This window comes from Bacillus sp. EKM501B, assembly GCF_011800505.1.
Classification (GTDB): domain Bacteria; phylum Bacillota; class Bacilli; order Bacillales; family Bacillaceae_G; genus Bacillus_A; species Bacillus_A cereus.
In genome coordinates, this window is the sequence record NZ_JAALFZ010000010.1 from 154,854 (window position 1) to 169,715 (window position 14,862).

A 14,862-nucleotide genomic window follows, 5' to 3' on the forward strand; every position below is an offset into this window, starting at 1 on the left:
AGAAGAAAAATAAATAACCAAAAAGGAGATGTTCTAAATGGAAACACCAGTAGTACAACCAAGGGATTGGACTTGTTGGAGTTGCTTAGTATGTGCAGCATGTTCTGTAGAGTTATTAAATCTAGTTACTGCGGCAACAGGGGCTAGTACTGCAAGTTAAAATTTAAAAATGTGAGAGTGTTTATGTTGAAATTAAATTAGGACTTATTCTATAGACAAACAGTTATGTTAAGAATAAGTCCTATAAGTTTATCGAAAATGAGTATGGGATTTTTGTAATACATAAACTAAATGCTACTTTAAATTTTATAGGAGATGATTAAAGTGAATGGTTATTTATTTTGGAAAGAGAAGCTAGAAATAAGAAAATTCACATCAAATTATGAATCTATGTTGGTAGTTCATAAAAATCCAAACGAAAGCGCTCCCACACTCAAAAACGAAAATACATTTACAATAAATAAAACCGCCACTGAAATTATTGAGTTAATTGATGGTACTAAAACATATGGACAAGTTGTATCTTTCTTATCTTTAAAATACAGTGAAGATCCAATAAGTATTGAAAAGAAATTAAATGCATTTTTGAATAATGTATCCAAAGTTTACAATATGAACATTGGTACGCAAGAAGAACCTATAAATGTACCAGTTAATTTAATTGAAGAACAGACTATATATCCAAAAGTGGCTTCAATTGAAATCACAAACAGATGTAATGTAAGATGTCGTCATTGCTATGGAGATTTTGGAGCAGTAAAGCCAAAAGTAATGAGCTTAGATCAAATAAAATCATTATTAGATGACTTAAATAATATAGGAGTGAAATTAATTGAACTTACGGGCGGTGATATAACAGTACATCCAAATTTAAAAGAGATATTGTTATATGCACTTAACTTGGATTTTTCTCAAATAACACTGTTGACCAATGGTATAGCTCTTTCTGATAAAGTCATGGACATAATAATAAAAAATAAGTCGAAAACATTTGTGCAGATTGATATGCATAGTTTAGATGATAATTATTTGACTTGGTTCTTTAAAGTTCCTAATACACTTCATAAAATTAAAAATAACATAATGAAATTAGCCGAAAATGATGTTCGTTTGCGGATCGCCACAATAGTTACACATTTGAATGTGCACGAGGTAGAAGATATAGCTGAATGGGTACATAATTTAGGAATTGATAGTATTGGGGTATCTCCAGTAATACCAATGGGAAGAGCCTTAGGATGTAGCGATCTTTATTTAAATGAAGAGGATGTTAAAACATATGGTGAAGCATTGTTAAAAATAAATAAAAAATATCCTAAATTTGTTTCATTATATGAAGGTGCGCGCGCTGAGATTAGGAATTGTGGTGCAATAACATCACATATTGTGATTGCACCTGATGGTGAAATTAAAATGTGTACTATGCATAGTTTAGATGATTTGAAAAATAGTATAGGTAATGTTTTTGAACAGAATATTAAAGATATTTATGATGAAAAATTCAAATACATTAATGCATTTTTTAACTTACAAGCACCTCAAATGGACTCTGAGGAATGTAAAGAGTGTGAAAACAAACGTTTTTGTAGTACATGCTTCTTAAGAAGCTTTATAAAAGCACAAGAAATTGGCGATAAATGTAAATGGTTTAAAAATCATGTTCCTGAAATAATTAAGGAGCCATTAATGGTAGGGCAAAATTAGTATGATTGGATGAGATGAATATTGTTAAGTTTCTGAGGATAAACCAATATAATTCCATAGATGATGCGTCTGGATAAGGTCTCAAGAAATCTATGGAATTATATTAACCTCATTATATTGATTCGTAAATTAATATAATAAATAGACAAAGGAGGAGAAAGAGGGTGAATAAGAATATAAATAAACAAGATGAAATTCAAATTTCTTATAAAGAGTTATTATTTTTATATCCGTATTTGAAAAATACAAAATCTTTGTTAGCTTTTGGTTTACTTGGAATGGTTATAGCTTCTTTGATTATCGCGCCGATACCATATATTATTGGTTACATTATTGATAAAGTTATACTATTAAATAAAAGCTACGATCAATTATTAAAAACAACTCTTATACTCTTATTAATTTATTGTATTAACTATTTAATATCAATAGGTTATGAGTATTTATTTACTCGTGTACAACAAAATGTAGTTAATGAGATTCGATTATCTATGATAAGTAATATTATAGATGCGCCTCTTTCTTATATTAATCAGAAGGAGAAAGGTTACATTCTTAGCAGAATTGCTGAATCTGGTAATGTAAGTGCATTATTTTCTCCCAATTTATTAAGGGTTTTTTCAGGTATATTCGATTTTTTCTTTGCTTTATTTATAATGTTTAATTTAAGTGTTAAACTTACAGGCATCATAGTAATTATTATTCCGATATATTTTGTAATATCCAAGTATTCTTCTAAAATGATATCGAAAAGTACCACAAACGTATATGAGTCATCGGCAGTATTAAACGCAGAAATGTATGAAACCTTAAATGGAATAGAGGATATAAAATTATTAAACGGTAAAAATATACAAACTAATAAGATTAAGGCTAAATTAAATGATGTAATTAAAAGTGCTCTAAAACAAAGTTTACATTTTATTTTCTTTATGCAAAATTTAATAGTAACAAATAACTTTGTTACAGTAATAGTATTACTGGTATCAGGTATTTTAATTTTACAAAATCAGCTTACTATAGGGGTATATACTTCGTTTTCAATTTATATGGCTAAACTCCTTGCGACTACTCAAGCTTTAGGCAGCTTAGATATAACCCTAAAACCCGTGTGTATTAGTATTAAGAGAATTAAAGAGTTCTTCAATTTAGATGTTGAAAATACACTAGGTACAAATATAATAAAAGAACCAATTAATTCAATAGAATTTAAAGATGTTTGTTTTAAATATAATGAAAATAGTGATTTAATATTTGATCATTTCAACGTTCAAATTGAAAAAGGTGACAAGTTATTAATTGATGGTATAAATGGATCAGGAAAATCTACCTTTATAAAATTATTAACAGGCTTATATCAACCTAAAAGTGGAAAGATATTGATAAATAATATCGACTATAACTTAATACATAAAGAAAGTATTAGAGCTAGAATAGGTATAGTATCACAAAATATATTTTTGTTTAAAGGAACTATATTAGATAACATATTATATGGACAAACAAATAAAACGAAAGAAGATGTAGTTAAGTTAATAAAAAGATATCATTTAACATCACATCTCAACAGATTTGAGAATGGATTAGATACTATAATTGTACAAGATGGTTCCAGTGTTTCAGGAGGTCAAGCACAATTTATAGCCTTTTTAAGGGCTATTCTCACACAAAGGGATATAATAATATTAGATGAAGCAGCTTCTAATTTACATATTGATACAAGAAATCTTATGTATGAGATACTTCAAAATTACAATCTTTGTAATATATTAATTATGATTTCACATCAGCAAGATGGCTTGTATTTTCTCAATAAAACATTAGAACTTACACATGGTAATAAAAGAAATGCTGTGAATGGTAGTATACTTTAATCATCGTGCTTTCATAGAAGGGAGCATCCTAATTATGCCAAAAATGAAACTTATTAATTTTGATACATATAGAAATTCAATAGTTTTATTTGAGAACACTGGCGAGAGTATATCAGTGTCAGCTCATTTTCAATTTTTTGAAGGAAGTGAAAGCTATATTCAAGGTTTTATTGATAATGAACAAGTTATTCACTTTAAATCTAATAATCCTGGTCCAACTATTTCTATATATCAATTTACGCCTAAGAATATTACCAAATTAATTATATCAAGTGAAAATAGAACACATGGAATGGTCACATTGTATACTTCAGAAACATAGCTAACATCTAAATTTTATCATTTTAGCCAAGAAGACTCCTTCCTCAAGGAGCGTGAAGGGCCACAGCCCAGTGAGTAGATGGGAAAGGAGGTATCATCTAATATATGTTGGATGATACTTTTTTGATTTATGAACAAAAAGGCTATTGAAAGGGTCCTGATATAAATATCAAACCCTTTTCAATATGTATAATTATTTCACTGCCTCTTTTAATTCTTTTCCAGCTTTAAAAGCAGGTGCTTTTGAAGCTGCGATTTGCATTTCTTCACCTGTTTGTGGGTTACGTCCTGTACGTGCAGATCTTTCACGTACTTCAAATGTACCAAAACCAAGAATCTGTACTTTCTCTCCATTTGCTAGTGCATTTGTTATTGTATCTAATAAAGCTTGTGTTGCTGCTGCTGCATCTTTTTGTGTAAGTTCAGCTTTTTCTGCTACTACTTTTGTTAATTCTGTTTTATTCATTTTCTGCACCTCTTAATATGTAATTAGGTGACTATTATAACGTGTGTGTATTCATGACGCAATTATACGGTACTTAGAAAAAGACATAGCAAGAGCAAGAGGATAATGTTTGTGTAAAAGGCATAAGAAGGATATTAATTATCGCTTTAAACTCTGTTCATATTTCTTTACATCTTCCATGGTTTTAAATATTAACACATCAAAAATTCCTTTTTCATCCCCACATACTACAACAAAACCATCTGTTGCTTCCAGAACTCTACCGACGCCACCATCTGTAAGTGAAATATTGGTGAGATGTTTTACGTTCAGTTTTTCTTCTTTTTGGATGTAAGTAGTTATGGGTGTTCCTACAGGAAATGCGTCTGTGATCTTTTTTGTTGTATATGTGCCATCATCTATTGATTGAGTTTTAGCTGTAATAGAATCAGTTTGAGTGGCACATCCTGTTGAACATATTAAAAGAATTCCAGTAATAATACTTACACAAGCTGTTTTTACCATTCACAAAATCCCCCTATAACTGCTCGTATTTTCAACCCATTTAGGGTAACAAATTATATATACGAAGTTTGTTGGTTTATATGAGTCGTAAATTAACAAAGATACAGGTATTTTAGCAGAATGTGTTTCAAACAAAAAAAAGACACCTAAAGGTGCCTTCCTGCGACTGGGACCATCGTAATATGGGATTGGGTGCCAACCTGATTATTTTTTACCACATTAAGTAATTTTGGTTGTTGAGAAATATAATTCAAATCTATATTTTGTTTATTTTTGTTTCGTTAGATTTTTTGTAGTGGATTCTTCAATCTGTTCAGATTTAATTTTAATTTCAGAGGTTATTGCTATCTTGCTACCCGAGTACACACAATAACAGCATTTGTTGCACCAGAACCAACATGATTAACCAAATGTAAAAAATAGTTAAAGTCGAAATGTATGTTATTATTATATTGAGAATTATAAATTAAAGATGGCATCTGGAAGGGAATAGTTATATATGAAAACAATAAAGGGAAAGTTATCTTTTAGCATTGATATTATAGGTTGTATCCTTTGCATTATAATGCTTATTATAAGTCTTGTTAATTTTAGAACATGGGTCCCTCCTTTTCTATTCTTTATCTGCGGACTAATTTTCTTCATTAATATAATAAATACCAGTAAGGGAAAAGGGCGTAATTCAAATTAAAATAAAATTGTATCCGTATAACCAAAAAATGCTATTCTTTTTGTAAAAATATACAGAGAGGATGGCATTTTTTATGAATTTTTTGTTTCAACATGAACTCCAGTGATTTGCTAAGTGATTATATCAATATTTTCCTCCTTCACTTTTAGTACAGCTTGCTAGAGGGGGAGATTTTGTTTAAAGAAAGGGAGTTTTTGCGATGTTACCTAATTATATAAAAATAGCTCATGAGATAGCCAAAAAAGCCCATGCTGGACAAGTAGATAAAGCGGGGGTGGACTATATCAAACACCCTGAGGCAGTTGCTAGCTTTGTATATACGGCCGAAGAGAAAGCTACTGCCTATTTGCATGATGTTCTGGAGGATACTGAGATAACCGCTAATGATCTGTTAAGTGCTGGTATACCTTATAACGTAGTTGAGGCAGTGCAGGTACTGACAAAAGAGAAATACACGCCTTATTTTGAGTATCTGAGCAAAGTGAAAGAAAATTCTCTTGCCCGTACTGTCAAACTTGCAGACTTAAAACATAATTCCGATTGCTCACGACTTGCTAGGATAACAGAGAGAGACCTAAAACGATTGGAGAAGTACCGCAAAGCGATTAAGTTTCTAAAGTAATAAAAGAAACAGCAACTTCTTTAGTTGCAATTCCCTAAAAATATTAGACGTTTGAGGTGATTTTTTCTTGCAATTGTTTTAAGCCATGTAAGACTGATATCCCGGTTGCTGTGAAATAGAAAAATAAGAGACTATATTCTGAGGGAATTTAGAATATAGTCTCTTATTATAGGTTTTAAAACATTAATTCAGGGATTTTTAATTGATTTTTAAGTAAGTTCCAAGTCTCATCTAGAATAGGTTTTGGTGGTATGTAAATAATTGTTCCATCTCGCCCTCTTGTTAAAATAACTCTATATGCATTAAGTTTAATTTGGAATGGATCTTCGACACCCCATTGATAGTGTTGTCCTTTCCAAGCCCCATTCTGTAGATAAAGATCATCATCCCAATGAACGAGCGCCATATCTAGTTCAAGTCCTTGTGTTTGAAATTCAGTTGCGCTGTAGTTAAGGTTTTTACAATAGTATTGAGACCCTGGATAGTTAAAGTATTGAGCGATTTTACTAGGCCTTTCATACCGTTCATCTCGTGGTAGAACAGGGACTTCTTTTTGACGATCAGCGCCACCAGCACAGACGACACCAACTGTTTTTGTATCATCCTGATAAAGCTGGTTTAAAGTAATTTTTGCTTTTTCTAAATCACGCGTAATAAAAAGTTGATAATGTTCCTTTGGTAGGTTATGAATAAGCATTTTCGTTTGTTCAAAATTAATATCTAATAAAGTATTAATAATTTCATAGTATTTTAAAGCTGCATGAGCACGGAAAGATGAGTTTAAATGTAGCGTTCAAGGTCTTCAACGTGGAAAATGCGACGAGTGACATTGCGGTCTTATTCCGGAAAAAACTAGCACAAGCGAAAGGCTTATCCAAAACGATACGTCTGTTTCCTATAGGGAATGGTTTCAATAACTTTTCACCCAAAACGCTATAGCTTATGATATAATATATCGTGGTTAGTTTTACAATTACGAGGTGATTCTAAATGGAGTTAAGCGAATTAATTAAAAAAGTACGTTTGGAGCTGTGTTTGTCTCAAGAGGGACTTGCTCGTGAGCTTCATGTTGGTTTTACATCTGTGAATCGATGGGAGAATAATCATACAAAGCCGAATCAAATTGCTCGACATGCCTTAATCAAGCTTTGTAAAAATAAAAATGTAAACACTGAATTGATTGAGTTGCTTGTGAAGGCGAAATAGATATTATGTAGTTATGGAAAAGGGCTTAGGGAATTTCTATTCTATAATATGAGGAGATATGATATGAAAGCTGAAAGGGAAATAGAAACCGCTTTTATAGAAAAGCTTAGGAACTTAAAATACATATATCGTGAGGATATTAGAGATAAAGCTTCGCTTGAAGCTAATTTCAAAGAACATTTTGAAAGACTGAATCGTGTGAAGTTAAGCAATTCTGAATTTGAGCGCCTCAGAGATAGTATTATCACTGCAGATGTATTTACTGCTGCAAGGACTTTACGAGAAATTAACACTTTTAAGCGTGATGATGACACGCCGCTGCAATACACCCTTGTTAATATAAAAGACTGGTGTAAAAATGAATTTGAAGTGGTAAACCAACTACGCATAAACACAGATAACAGCAATCATCGTTATGATGTTATTATCCTCATCAATGGGGTTCCTGTTGTTCAGGTTGAACTGAAGTCACTGCAAATCACACCTAAAAAAGCTATGGAGCAAATTATAGAATATAAAAACGACCAAGGCAATGGTTATACAAACTCGCTGCTTTGCTTTATGCAGCTTTTTATTGTGAGCAATGAGAGTAACACATATTATTTTGCCAACAATCACAAGGAGCACTTTTGTTTTAATGCAGACGAGCGCTTTTTGCCAATTTATCAGATGGCAGATGAGGACAATAACAAAATCACCCATCTTCATGATTTTTCTGACAATTTTTTACCAAAATGTACTCTCGGGCAATTAATAAGCCGTTACATGGTACTTGTTGTAAGTGAGCAGAAATTGATGATTATGCGTCCTTATCAGATTTACGCTGTTAAGGCAATAATGGACTGTATCGATCAGAATCGTGGTAACGGATATATATGGCATACTACCGGAAGTGGAAAAACACTTACATCGTTTAAAACATCAACACTATTGAAGGACAATCCTGAAATTGAGAAGTGTTTATTCGTCGTTGATAGAAAAGACCTAGATAGACAAACTCGATTGGAGTTTAATAAATTTCAAGAAGGCTGCGTTGAAGAGAATACGAACACAGAAAGTTTAGTTAACCGACTTACTTCGGATGATTACCGTGACAAAGTTATTGTTACCACAATTCAGAAGCTTGGGCTCGCTCTTAATGAAGATAGCAAGCGTAACCAAGAGAAAAAGAAAAGGGGCGAACCGACCTACAAAGATCGCTTGGCGCAGCTCACCGATAAACGTATTGCTATTATTTTTGATGAATGCCATCGCTCACAGTTTGGCGATAATCATGAAGCAATTAAAAACTTTTTCCCGAAAGCACAGCTTTTCGGCTTTACTGGAACACCAATATTTGAAGAAAATGCAACATATAAACAAATTGATGGAACGGTTGGTTCTTATATCACAACAAAAGATGTTTTCGAAAAAGAACTACATGCCTATACCATAACTAATGCCATTGATGACCGCAATGTGCTTCGCTTTCACATCGATTATTTTAAGCCAGAAGATGTCAAAAAAGCAGCAAAAGCCTCTGACACTGTAAGTAAAAAAGCGATTGTCGAAGCAATATTAGCAAAACACGATGCGGCTACTAATGGTAGACGATACAATGCGATTTTCGCCACAGCTTCTATCAACGATGCAATAGAATACTTTGAGATCTTCAAATCGTTACAAGAGGAACGCAAAAAGAATGAGGGCGCAAGCTTTAAGTCGTTAAATATTGCCTGTGTTTTCTCTCCACCGGCTGAAGGAAATAAAGATGTTAAGCAGTTACAAGAAGACCTACAGCAAGAAAAGGCCGATAATGAACAAGAGCCCGATAAGAAAAAGGCAGCACTTAAAAGCGTCATTGATGACTACAACTTGCAGTACGGCACAAATCACAGTATAAACGAATTCGATTTATACTATCAAGATGTGCAAAAACGTATCAAAGACCAAAAGTACCCAAATTCTGACTATCCGCAGGTAAACAAAATTGATATAACTATTGTGGTGGATATGCTTTTAACAGGATTCGATTCAAAGTATTTAAACACCTTGTACGTTGATAAAAACTTAAAGCAACATGGCTTAATTCAAGCATTTTCAAGAACAAACCGTGTTTTGAACGATACAAAGCCTTACGGAAATATTCTTGATTTTAGAGGGCAAGAAAAAGATGTAGATGAAGCAATTGCACTGTTTTCTGGAAAAGAAAACAGTAGTAGGGCAAAAGAAATTTGGCTTGTTGACCCCGCTCCTGTTGTGGTTGAAAAGCTGGATAAAGCAGTTGCCGATCTTGAGCAATTTATGGAATCACAAGGGTTAGAATGTAAGCCAGAGCAAGTAAGCAACCTTAAGGGCGACGCCGCACGAGGTGAATTTATCAATAAATTTAAGGAAGTACAGCGCCTTAAAACACAGCTTGACCAATATACAGATATCAAAGAAGAACAAGAGGCAAAAATTGAAGAACTATTGCCAGAAGACACTTTGCGTGCGTTCCGTGGTGTCTATATTGAAACTGCCCAAATGTTAAAAGCACAGCAGGGCAAAGATATTAGGGATAAAGATCCGGTGATTGAACAGATTGATTTTGAATTCGTTCTATTTTCTTCTGCAATTATTGATTATGACTATATTATGTCTCTAATTTCGAGATATACACAACCCGATGTGCCTAAAAAAGAAAAAATGAGCCGTGAGCAGCTTATTAGTTTACTTTGTTCCAATTCAAATATGATGGAAGAACGTGAAGATATTATTGCTTATATCAGCACATTGGAATCTGGTAAAGGATTGGATGAAAAGGAAATAAAAGCTGGATACCAAAAATTTAAGGAAGAAAAAGCAGTAAAAGAAATGGAATCAATTGCAAACAAACATGGTATTGAACCTGTATCGTTGCAAGCCTTTATAGATGAAATTATAGAGCGTATGATTTTTGACGGTGAAAAACTAAGCGATTTATTAGAGCCGCTGGAGCTTGGCTGGAGAGATAGGACTAAAAAGGAGCTGGAATTGATGGACGAATTAATACCGCTTTTTAAAAAGCTTGCAGGCGGACGTGTGATTGTGGGGCTGAATGCATATGAATAGAAAAGAGAAAATGGCTTTGGTACCGAAACTAAGGTTTCCTGAATTTAGAAAAAACGGCGCAATTAACTTTGAAAATGGGAATGTAATATTTGAATCAATCAGTAATAAAAATCATAACTCTGATCTTCCTGTACTCGCTATAACTCAGGAACATGGCGCAATTCCAAGAGATCGGATTAATTATAATGTGTCTGTAACGAATAAGAGCCTTGAAAATTACAAGGTTGTCGAGATAGGGGATTTTGTCATTAGTTTACGGTCTTTTCAAGGCGGCATAGAATATTCTTTGTATCATGGTATTTGCAGTCCAGCATACATTATTTTACGCAAAAAAATTCCAATAGTGGAACAATACTATAAGCATTATTTTAAAACAAATAAGTTTATACAAGACCTAAACAAAGACTTAGAAGGCATAAGAGATGGTAAGATGGTAAGTTATAGTCAATTTTCATCGATACTATTACCTAAACCAGAAAACAAAGAACAACAAAAAATTGCTGATTTCCTTTCCTCCCTTGATGACCTTATAACTGCAGAAAATGAAAAGCTTGAAGCTCTCAAAGTGAACAAAAAAGGATTAATGCAGAAGTTACTCCCTGCTGAAGGTAAAACTGTGCCTGAGTGGAGATTTCCAGAGTTTAGGGATTGTAGGGAGTGGGATATATACCGGATCAAGGATTTTGCAAAGGTTACTACTGGAAAAAAGGATACGCAAAATAAAGTTGATCATGGAAAATATCCGTTTTTTGTGAGATCTCAAGCCGTTGAGAAAATAGATTCATATACATTTGATTGTGAAGCAATTTTAACATCCGGTGACGGTGTTGGTGTAGGCAAAAACTTTCATTATATTAATGGGAAATTTGACTTTCATCAAAGAGTTTACTGCATATATGATTTTTCGAAATCGGCATTTGGCAAGTTTGTCTTTCAATATTTCTCTGAACACTTTAAAAATAGAGTAATGAAGTTAAGTGCGAAAAATTCTGTTGATTCTGTTAGGAAGTCTATGATCACAGAAATGCCAATTACTATGCCAAACATAGCAGAACAACATAAAATATCCGATTGCCTTTCTAGCATAGATGACCTCATAACTGCACAAGCAGAAAAAGTTAAAACTCTGAAATTATACAAAAAAGGCTTGATGCAAGGACTGTTCCCTTCTATCGAGGAGGTGAGTGAATGAGTTCTCAATCGATAACTTCTTTTTCTGATTTAAATACACTGGCGAACTATTTTAGAACGGTTCTCGATAGCAAGAAGTATGTTCTTCTTTTTGCATACAATGGTACAGGCAAAACAAGACTTTCAGGAGCGTTTAAAGACTTAGGGAAACATTCTATTCCTGAAAGTGAAGAAAAAACGCGAGATACATTATATTACAATGCTTTCACAGAAGATTTATTCACTTGGGATAACGACTTAGAGGGCGACACCAATAGACTGCTGTATCTTAATAGAAATTCTCGTTTTTTTGATGGCTTAAGAGAGCTTGAAATGGAAAGTCGTATTCGCCCGTTTTTAAATCGGTACGCTGATTTTGATTTTTCAATTGATTATCAAAATTGGACGATTAGTTTTTCGCGGGAAGTAAGAAAAGATGGCGGAACTGAAAACGTGGATAACATAAAGATTTCTCGTGGTGAAGAAAATATATTTGTATGGTGTTTTTTTCTGACGGTTGTCCAATTAGTTGTTGACCAAGAACCAGCCTACAGTTGGGTTAGGTACATTTATATCGATGATCCCATTTCATCACTGGATGATAATAACGTCATAGCAGTAGCAAGCCACTTAGCGCAGATGCTAAAAAGCCAAGAGAATATTAAAGTAGTCATATCTTCACATCATTCGTTGTTTTTCAATGTAATGTATAATGAGTTTAAAAGGGCAAAAGGCAAAGACTATCACTTATTAAAGAATAAGGAAACAGACGAATACCTCATTCAAGAAACTAAAGATACTCCATTTTTCAACCATGTTGCATTAATAAAAGAGCTAAGCAAAGCAGCGAACACAGGTAGGCTCTATACTTATCACTTCAATATTTTGCGAAACATTCTTGAAAAGGCAGCATCGTTTCATGGATTCAAAGACTTCACCGAATGTATTAAACGCGATGAAGATGACCCGGATGGAATCACATTTGGAAGATATGTGAACATATTAAGCCATGGAAACTATTCGCTGTTTGAGCCTATTGAAATGGTTGAAGATAATAAAGAGGTTTTTAGAAAAATTTTAAGGGGTTACATGGAATTATACCGATTCAATCCTGAACTATTTACCGAAGAATAGGGGGCAAAATAATGAATGATACACAGCAAAAACAATTAGGCGCAACACTTTGGGGAATTGCTGACAAATTACGCGGGTCCATGAATGCTGATGACTTCCGTGATTATATGCTGTCTTTCCTCTTCCTGCGCTATCTTTCAGATAATTATGAAGAAGCGGCAAAGAAAGAACTTGGCAGCGATTATTTACAATGTGAAGAAGAAATAAAAAAAATTACAATTGCTGCCAATCAGGATGATGTTATTAACGCATTAAAAGAACAGATAACAAACTATTTTAATAAACAGCAATTGGATAGCAAGGAAAAAAACTCAGTAATCGAGGAACATGAGGTGTTGTTGGAAAGCAAAAAGTTAACCCCTCTTGTTGTTTGGTATATCAACAATTTAGATCAAGTGGCTACGTTTGAAAAGCAAATGCGACGTAAGGTTCATTTTGTAATTAAGCCACAGTATCTCTGGAGTAATATATACGAATTGGCCCGTACACAAAATAAGTATCTTTTGAAAAACTTGCAAGCAGGCTTCAAGTTTATAGAAAATGAATCCTTTGATAGCACGTTTCGCGGATTATTCTCTGAGGTTAACCTCGACTCTGATAAACTTGGAAAGAATTATGAATTACGCAACACAACGCTGTGCTCAATAATAACTGCTATTGCAGAAGGATTATCGGAGTTCCCCAATGAAAGTGACCTTTTAGGTGATGCGTATGAATACTTAATAGGGCAATTTGCGGCGGGCTCAGGTAAAAAAGCAGGAGAGTTTTATACTCCCCAGCAAATTTCAACCATCCTTTCTAGAATAGTTACACTTGATAGCCAAGACCCGAGTACAGGCAAAAAGGAGCGACTCAAAAACATACTTGACTTTGCGTGCGGTTCCGGATCGCTTCTAATTAATGTTAGAAAGCAGCTTGGTGCTAATAGTATTGGTCAGATATACGGACAGGAAAAAAATATCACAACTTACAACCTTGCTCGTATGAATATGCTTCTACATGGGCTTAAAGATTCCGAGTTTAAAATATTTCACGGAGATTCACTGCTAAATGATTGGGACATTCTTACTGAAATGAACCCAGCAAAAAAGTTGGAATGTGATGCAGTAGTAGCCAATCCACCTTTTAGCTACCGCTGGGAGCCTAACGATACTCTGGCAGAGGATTTTCGCTTTAAAAGCTACGGCCTTGCACCAAAATCAGCAGCCGACTTTGCATTTTTACTTCATGGGTTTCACTTTTTAAGTGATGAGGGAACGATGGCAATTATCTTGCCTCATGGAGTTCTGTTCCGTGGTGGAGCAGAGGAGAAGATCAGAACAAAGCTACTCAAGGATGGGAATATTGACACAATTATTGGTTTGCCAGCTAATCTGTTTTTTTCAACAGGTATTCCGGTTTGTATTCTTGTGCTTAAAAAGTGTAAAAAATTTGATGACGTGCTGTTTATCAATGCAAGTGAGTACTACGATAGAGGTAAACGACAAAATGTCCTAATGCCAGAGCATATCGACAAAATAGTTGAAACATATAAATATCGAAAAGAGGATGACAAAAAATACTCTCGCCGTGTATCTATGGAAGAAATAGAAAAGAATGATTTCAACTTAAACATTTCAAGATATGTTAGCACAGTTGCGGAAGAAGAAACTATTGACCTTGCAGATGTGAAAAAAAATCTAGATGAAATCGAGGTTGCTATTAGCAAGGCAAAGGATAAGCATAATCAGTTCTTAAAAGAGCTTGGATTGCCTGAGTTATCTTAAAACGAGATGATTAGGCAATATAAGTTCTTTACAATCTAATAGTTATTTATAAATGAATACGTCTTTTAATACAAAATTAAAGTTTCTTTATGTTGAATAGGGATAAAGTAATGATCTTCCACAATTGAGCGTGATTGTTGAGTAACACTATTAGGAAATGATCAAACTTTATTATAAAATCAAAGCATAAATCTACTGATATAGAATCCATTTTGATCAATCTTTTTTTCAAAATGGATTCTTTTCATTTACAGGAAAATGCCGTTTTGTGAGATGTTTTTGATTAAACTTTATTTCAAACCAACACAGGAAAGTATTTTTATCTTGTAGAC

At 33.5% G+C, this 14,862-nt stretch carries 12 protein-coding genes and 1 pseudogene; 10 read left to right on the forward strand and 3 right to left on the reverse strand.

From position 1 onward, the window contains the following. Positions 1-37: 37 nt before the first annotated feature. From tucA to HFD78_RS18965, 4 genes are all read left to right on the forward strand, one after another. Positions 38-160: a subclass IId bacteriocin thuricin17 gene (tucA, locus tag HFD78_RS29840; RefSeq protein WP_000449799.1), complete on the forward strand. Its 123-nt coding sequence runs from the start codon at positions 38-40 to the stop codon at positions 158-160. Positions 161-315: 155 nt separating this feature from the next. After that, on the forward strand, positions 316-1,704 hold the full coding sequence (locus HFD78_RS18955) for a radical SAM/SPASM domain-containing protein (protein WP_002197114.1): 1,389 nt from the start codon (positions 316-318) through the stop codon (positions 1,702-1,704). 164 nt (positions 1,705-1,868) lie between these two features. Beyond that, positions 1,869-3,578: an ABC transporter ATP-binding protein gene (locus HFD78_RS18960; RefSeq protein WP_001038823.1), complete on the forward strand. Its 1,710-nt coding sequence runs from the start codon at positions 1,869-1,871 to the stop codon at positions 3,576-3,578. Between the two features lie 34 nt (positions 3,579-3,612). After that, positions 3,613-3,900 (forward strand): hypothetical protein, encoded by a 288-nt coding sequence (locus tag HFD78_RS18965; protein ID WP_033668424.1) that lies wholly within the window; start codon positions 3,613-3,615, stop codon positions 3,898-3,900. A gap of 192 nt (positions 3,901-4,092) precedes the next feature. Here the strand turns inward: HFD78_RS18965 and HFD78_RS18970 are convergent, their stop codons facing one another. Both HFD78_RS18970 and HFD78_RS18975 read right to left on the reverse strand, forming a co-directional pair. Further along, a complete protein-coding gene (locus HFD78_RS18970) occupies positions 4,093-4,365 on the reverse strand; it encodes an HU family DNA-binding protein (RefSeq protein ID WP_001043941.1) in 273 nt (90 codons plus the stop codon). Between the two features lie 138 nt (positions 4,366-4,503). Continuing rightward, positions 4,504-4,869 (reverse strand): hypothetical protein, encoded by a 366-nt coding sequence (locus HFD78_RS18975; RefSeq protein WP_000241077.1) that lies wholly within the window; start codon positions 4,867-4,869, stop codon positions 4,504-4,506. An 890-nt stretch (positions 4,870-5,759) separates the two neighbouring features. Between HFD78_RS18975 and HFD78_RS18980 the strand changes: the two genes are divergently transcribed. Continuing rightward, a complete protein-coding gene (locus HFD78_RS18980; protein ID WP_000937350.1) occupies positions 5,760-6,182 on the forward strand; it encodes an HD domain-containing protein in 423 nt (140 codons plus the stop codon). Between the two features lie 175 nt (positions 6,183-6,357). Here HFD78_RS18980 and HFD78_RS18985 read toward each other — a convergent pair. After that, positions 6,358-6,972, reverse strand: a pseudogene (locus HFD78_RS18985) (DNA/RNA helicase domain-containing protein); the annotation flags it as partial. Between the two features lie 200 nt (positions 6,973-7,172). Between HFD78_RS18985 and HFD78_RS18990 the strand changes: the two are divergent. The 5 genes from HFD78_RS18990 (at position 7,173) to HFD78_RS19010 (ending at position 14,530) form a co-directional block, all read left to right on the forward strand. Continuing rightward, positions 7,173-7,388 carry a helix-turn-helix domain-containing protein gene (locus HFD78_RS18990; protein WP_000423516.1) on the forward strand — a complete coding sequence of 72 codons (216 nt, stop codon included), beginning with the start codon at positions 7,173-7,175 and terminating at the stop codon, positions 7,386-7,388. A gap of 63 nt (positions 7,389-7,451) precedes the next feature. Beyond that, positions 7,452-10,460, forward strand: a complete 3,009-nt coding sequence (locus HFD78_RS18995; protein WP_000642776.1) for a type I restriction endonuclease subunit R — start codon at positions 7,452-7,454, stop codon at positions 10,458-10,460. Further along, positions 10,453-11,652, forward strand: coding sequence for a restriction endonuclease subunit S (locus HFD78_RS19000; RefSeq protein WP_001080182.1), 1,200 nt, complete (start codon positions 10,453-10,455; stop codon positions 11,650-11,652). The genes HFD78_RS18995 and HFD78_RS19000 overlap by 8 nt, the downstream gene beginning before the upstream one ends. Next, positions 11,649-12,764 carry an AAA family ATPase gene (locus HFD78_RS19005; protein WP_000098354.1) on the forward strand — a complete coding sequence of 372 codons (1,116 nt, stop codon included), beginning with the start codon at positions 11,649-11,651 and terminating at the stop codon, positions 12,762-12,764. The genes HFD78_RS19000 and HFD78_RS19005 overlap by 4 nt, the downstream gene beginning before the upstream one ends. Before the next feature lie 11 nt (positions 12,765-12,775). Further along, on the forward strand, positions 12,776-14,530 hold the full coding sequence (locus HFD78_RS19010) for a type I restriction-modification system subunit M (protein ID WP_001000340.1): 1,755 nt from the start codon (positions 12,776-12,778) through the stop codon (positions 14,528-14,530). The last annotated feature ends 332 nt before the right edge of the window (positions 14,531-14,862 follow it).

Bases quoted from the DNA above. Each gene is read 5' to 3' on its own strand.
- HFD78_RS18990 (WP_000423516.1), top strand. From the start codon at position 7,173: ATGGAGTTAAGCGAATTAATTAAAAAAGTACGTTTGGAGCTGTGTTTG.
- HFD78_RS18980 (WP_000937350.1), top strand. From the start codon at position 5,760: ATGTTACCTAATTATATAAAAATAGCTCATGAGATAGCCAAAAAAGCC.
- HFD78_RS18970 (WP_001043941.1), bottom strand. From the start codon at position 4,365: ATGAATAAAACAGAATTAACAAAAGTAGTAGCAGAAAAAGCTGAACTT.
- HFD78_RS19005 (WP_000098354.1), top strand. From the start codon at position 11,649: ATGAGTTCTCAATCGATAACTTCTTTTTCTGATTTAAATACACTGGCG.
- tucA (WP_000449799.1), top strand. From the start codon at position 38: ATGGAAACACCAGTAGTACAACCAAGGGATTGGACTTGTTGGAGTTGC.
- HFD78_RS19000 (WP_001080182.1), top strand. From the start codon at position 10,453: ATGAATAGAAAAGAGAAAATGGCTTTGGTACCGAAACTAAGGTTTCCT.
- HFD78_RS18975 (WP_000241077.1), bottom strand. From the start codon at position 4,869: ATGGTAAAAACAGCTTGTGTAAGTATTATTACTGGAATTCTTTTAATA.
- HFD78_RS19010 (WP_001000340.1), top strand. From the start codon at position 12,776: ATGAATGATACACAGCAAAAACAATTAGGCGCAACACTTTGGGGAATT.
- HFD78_RS18995 (WP_000642776.1), top strand. From the start codon at position 7,452: ATGAAAGCTGAAAGGGAAATAGAAACCGCTTTTATAGAAAAGCTTAGG.
- HFD78_RS18955 (WP_002197114.1), top strand. From the start codon at position 316: ATGATTAAAGTGAATGGTTATTTATTTTGGAAAGAGAAGCTAGAAATA.
- HFD78_RS18965 (WP_033668424.1), top strand. From the start codon at position 3,613: ATGCCAAAAATGAAACTTATTAATTTTGATACATATAGAAATTCAATA.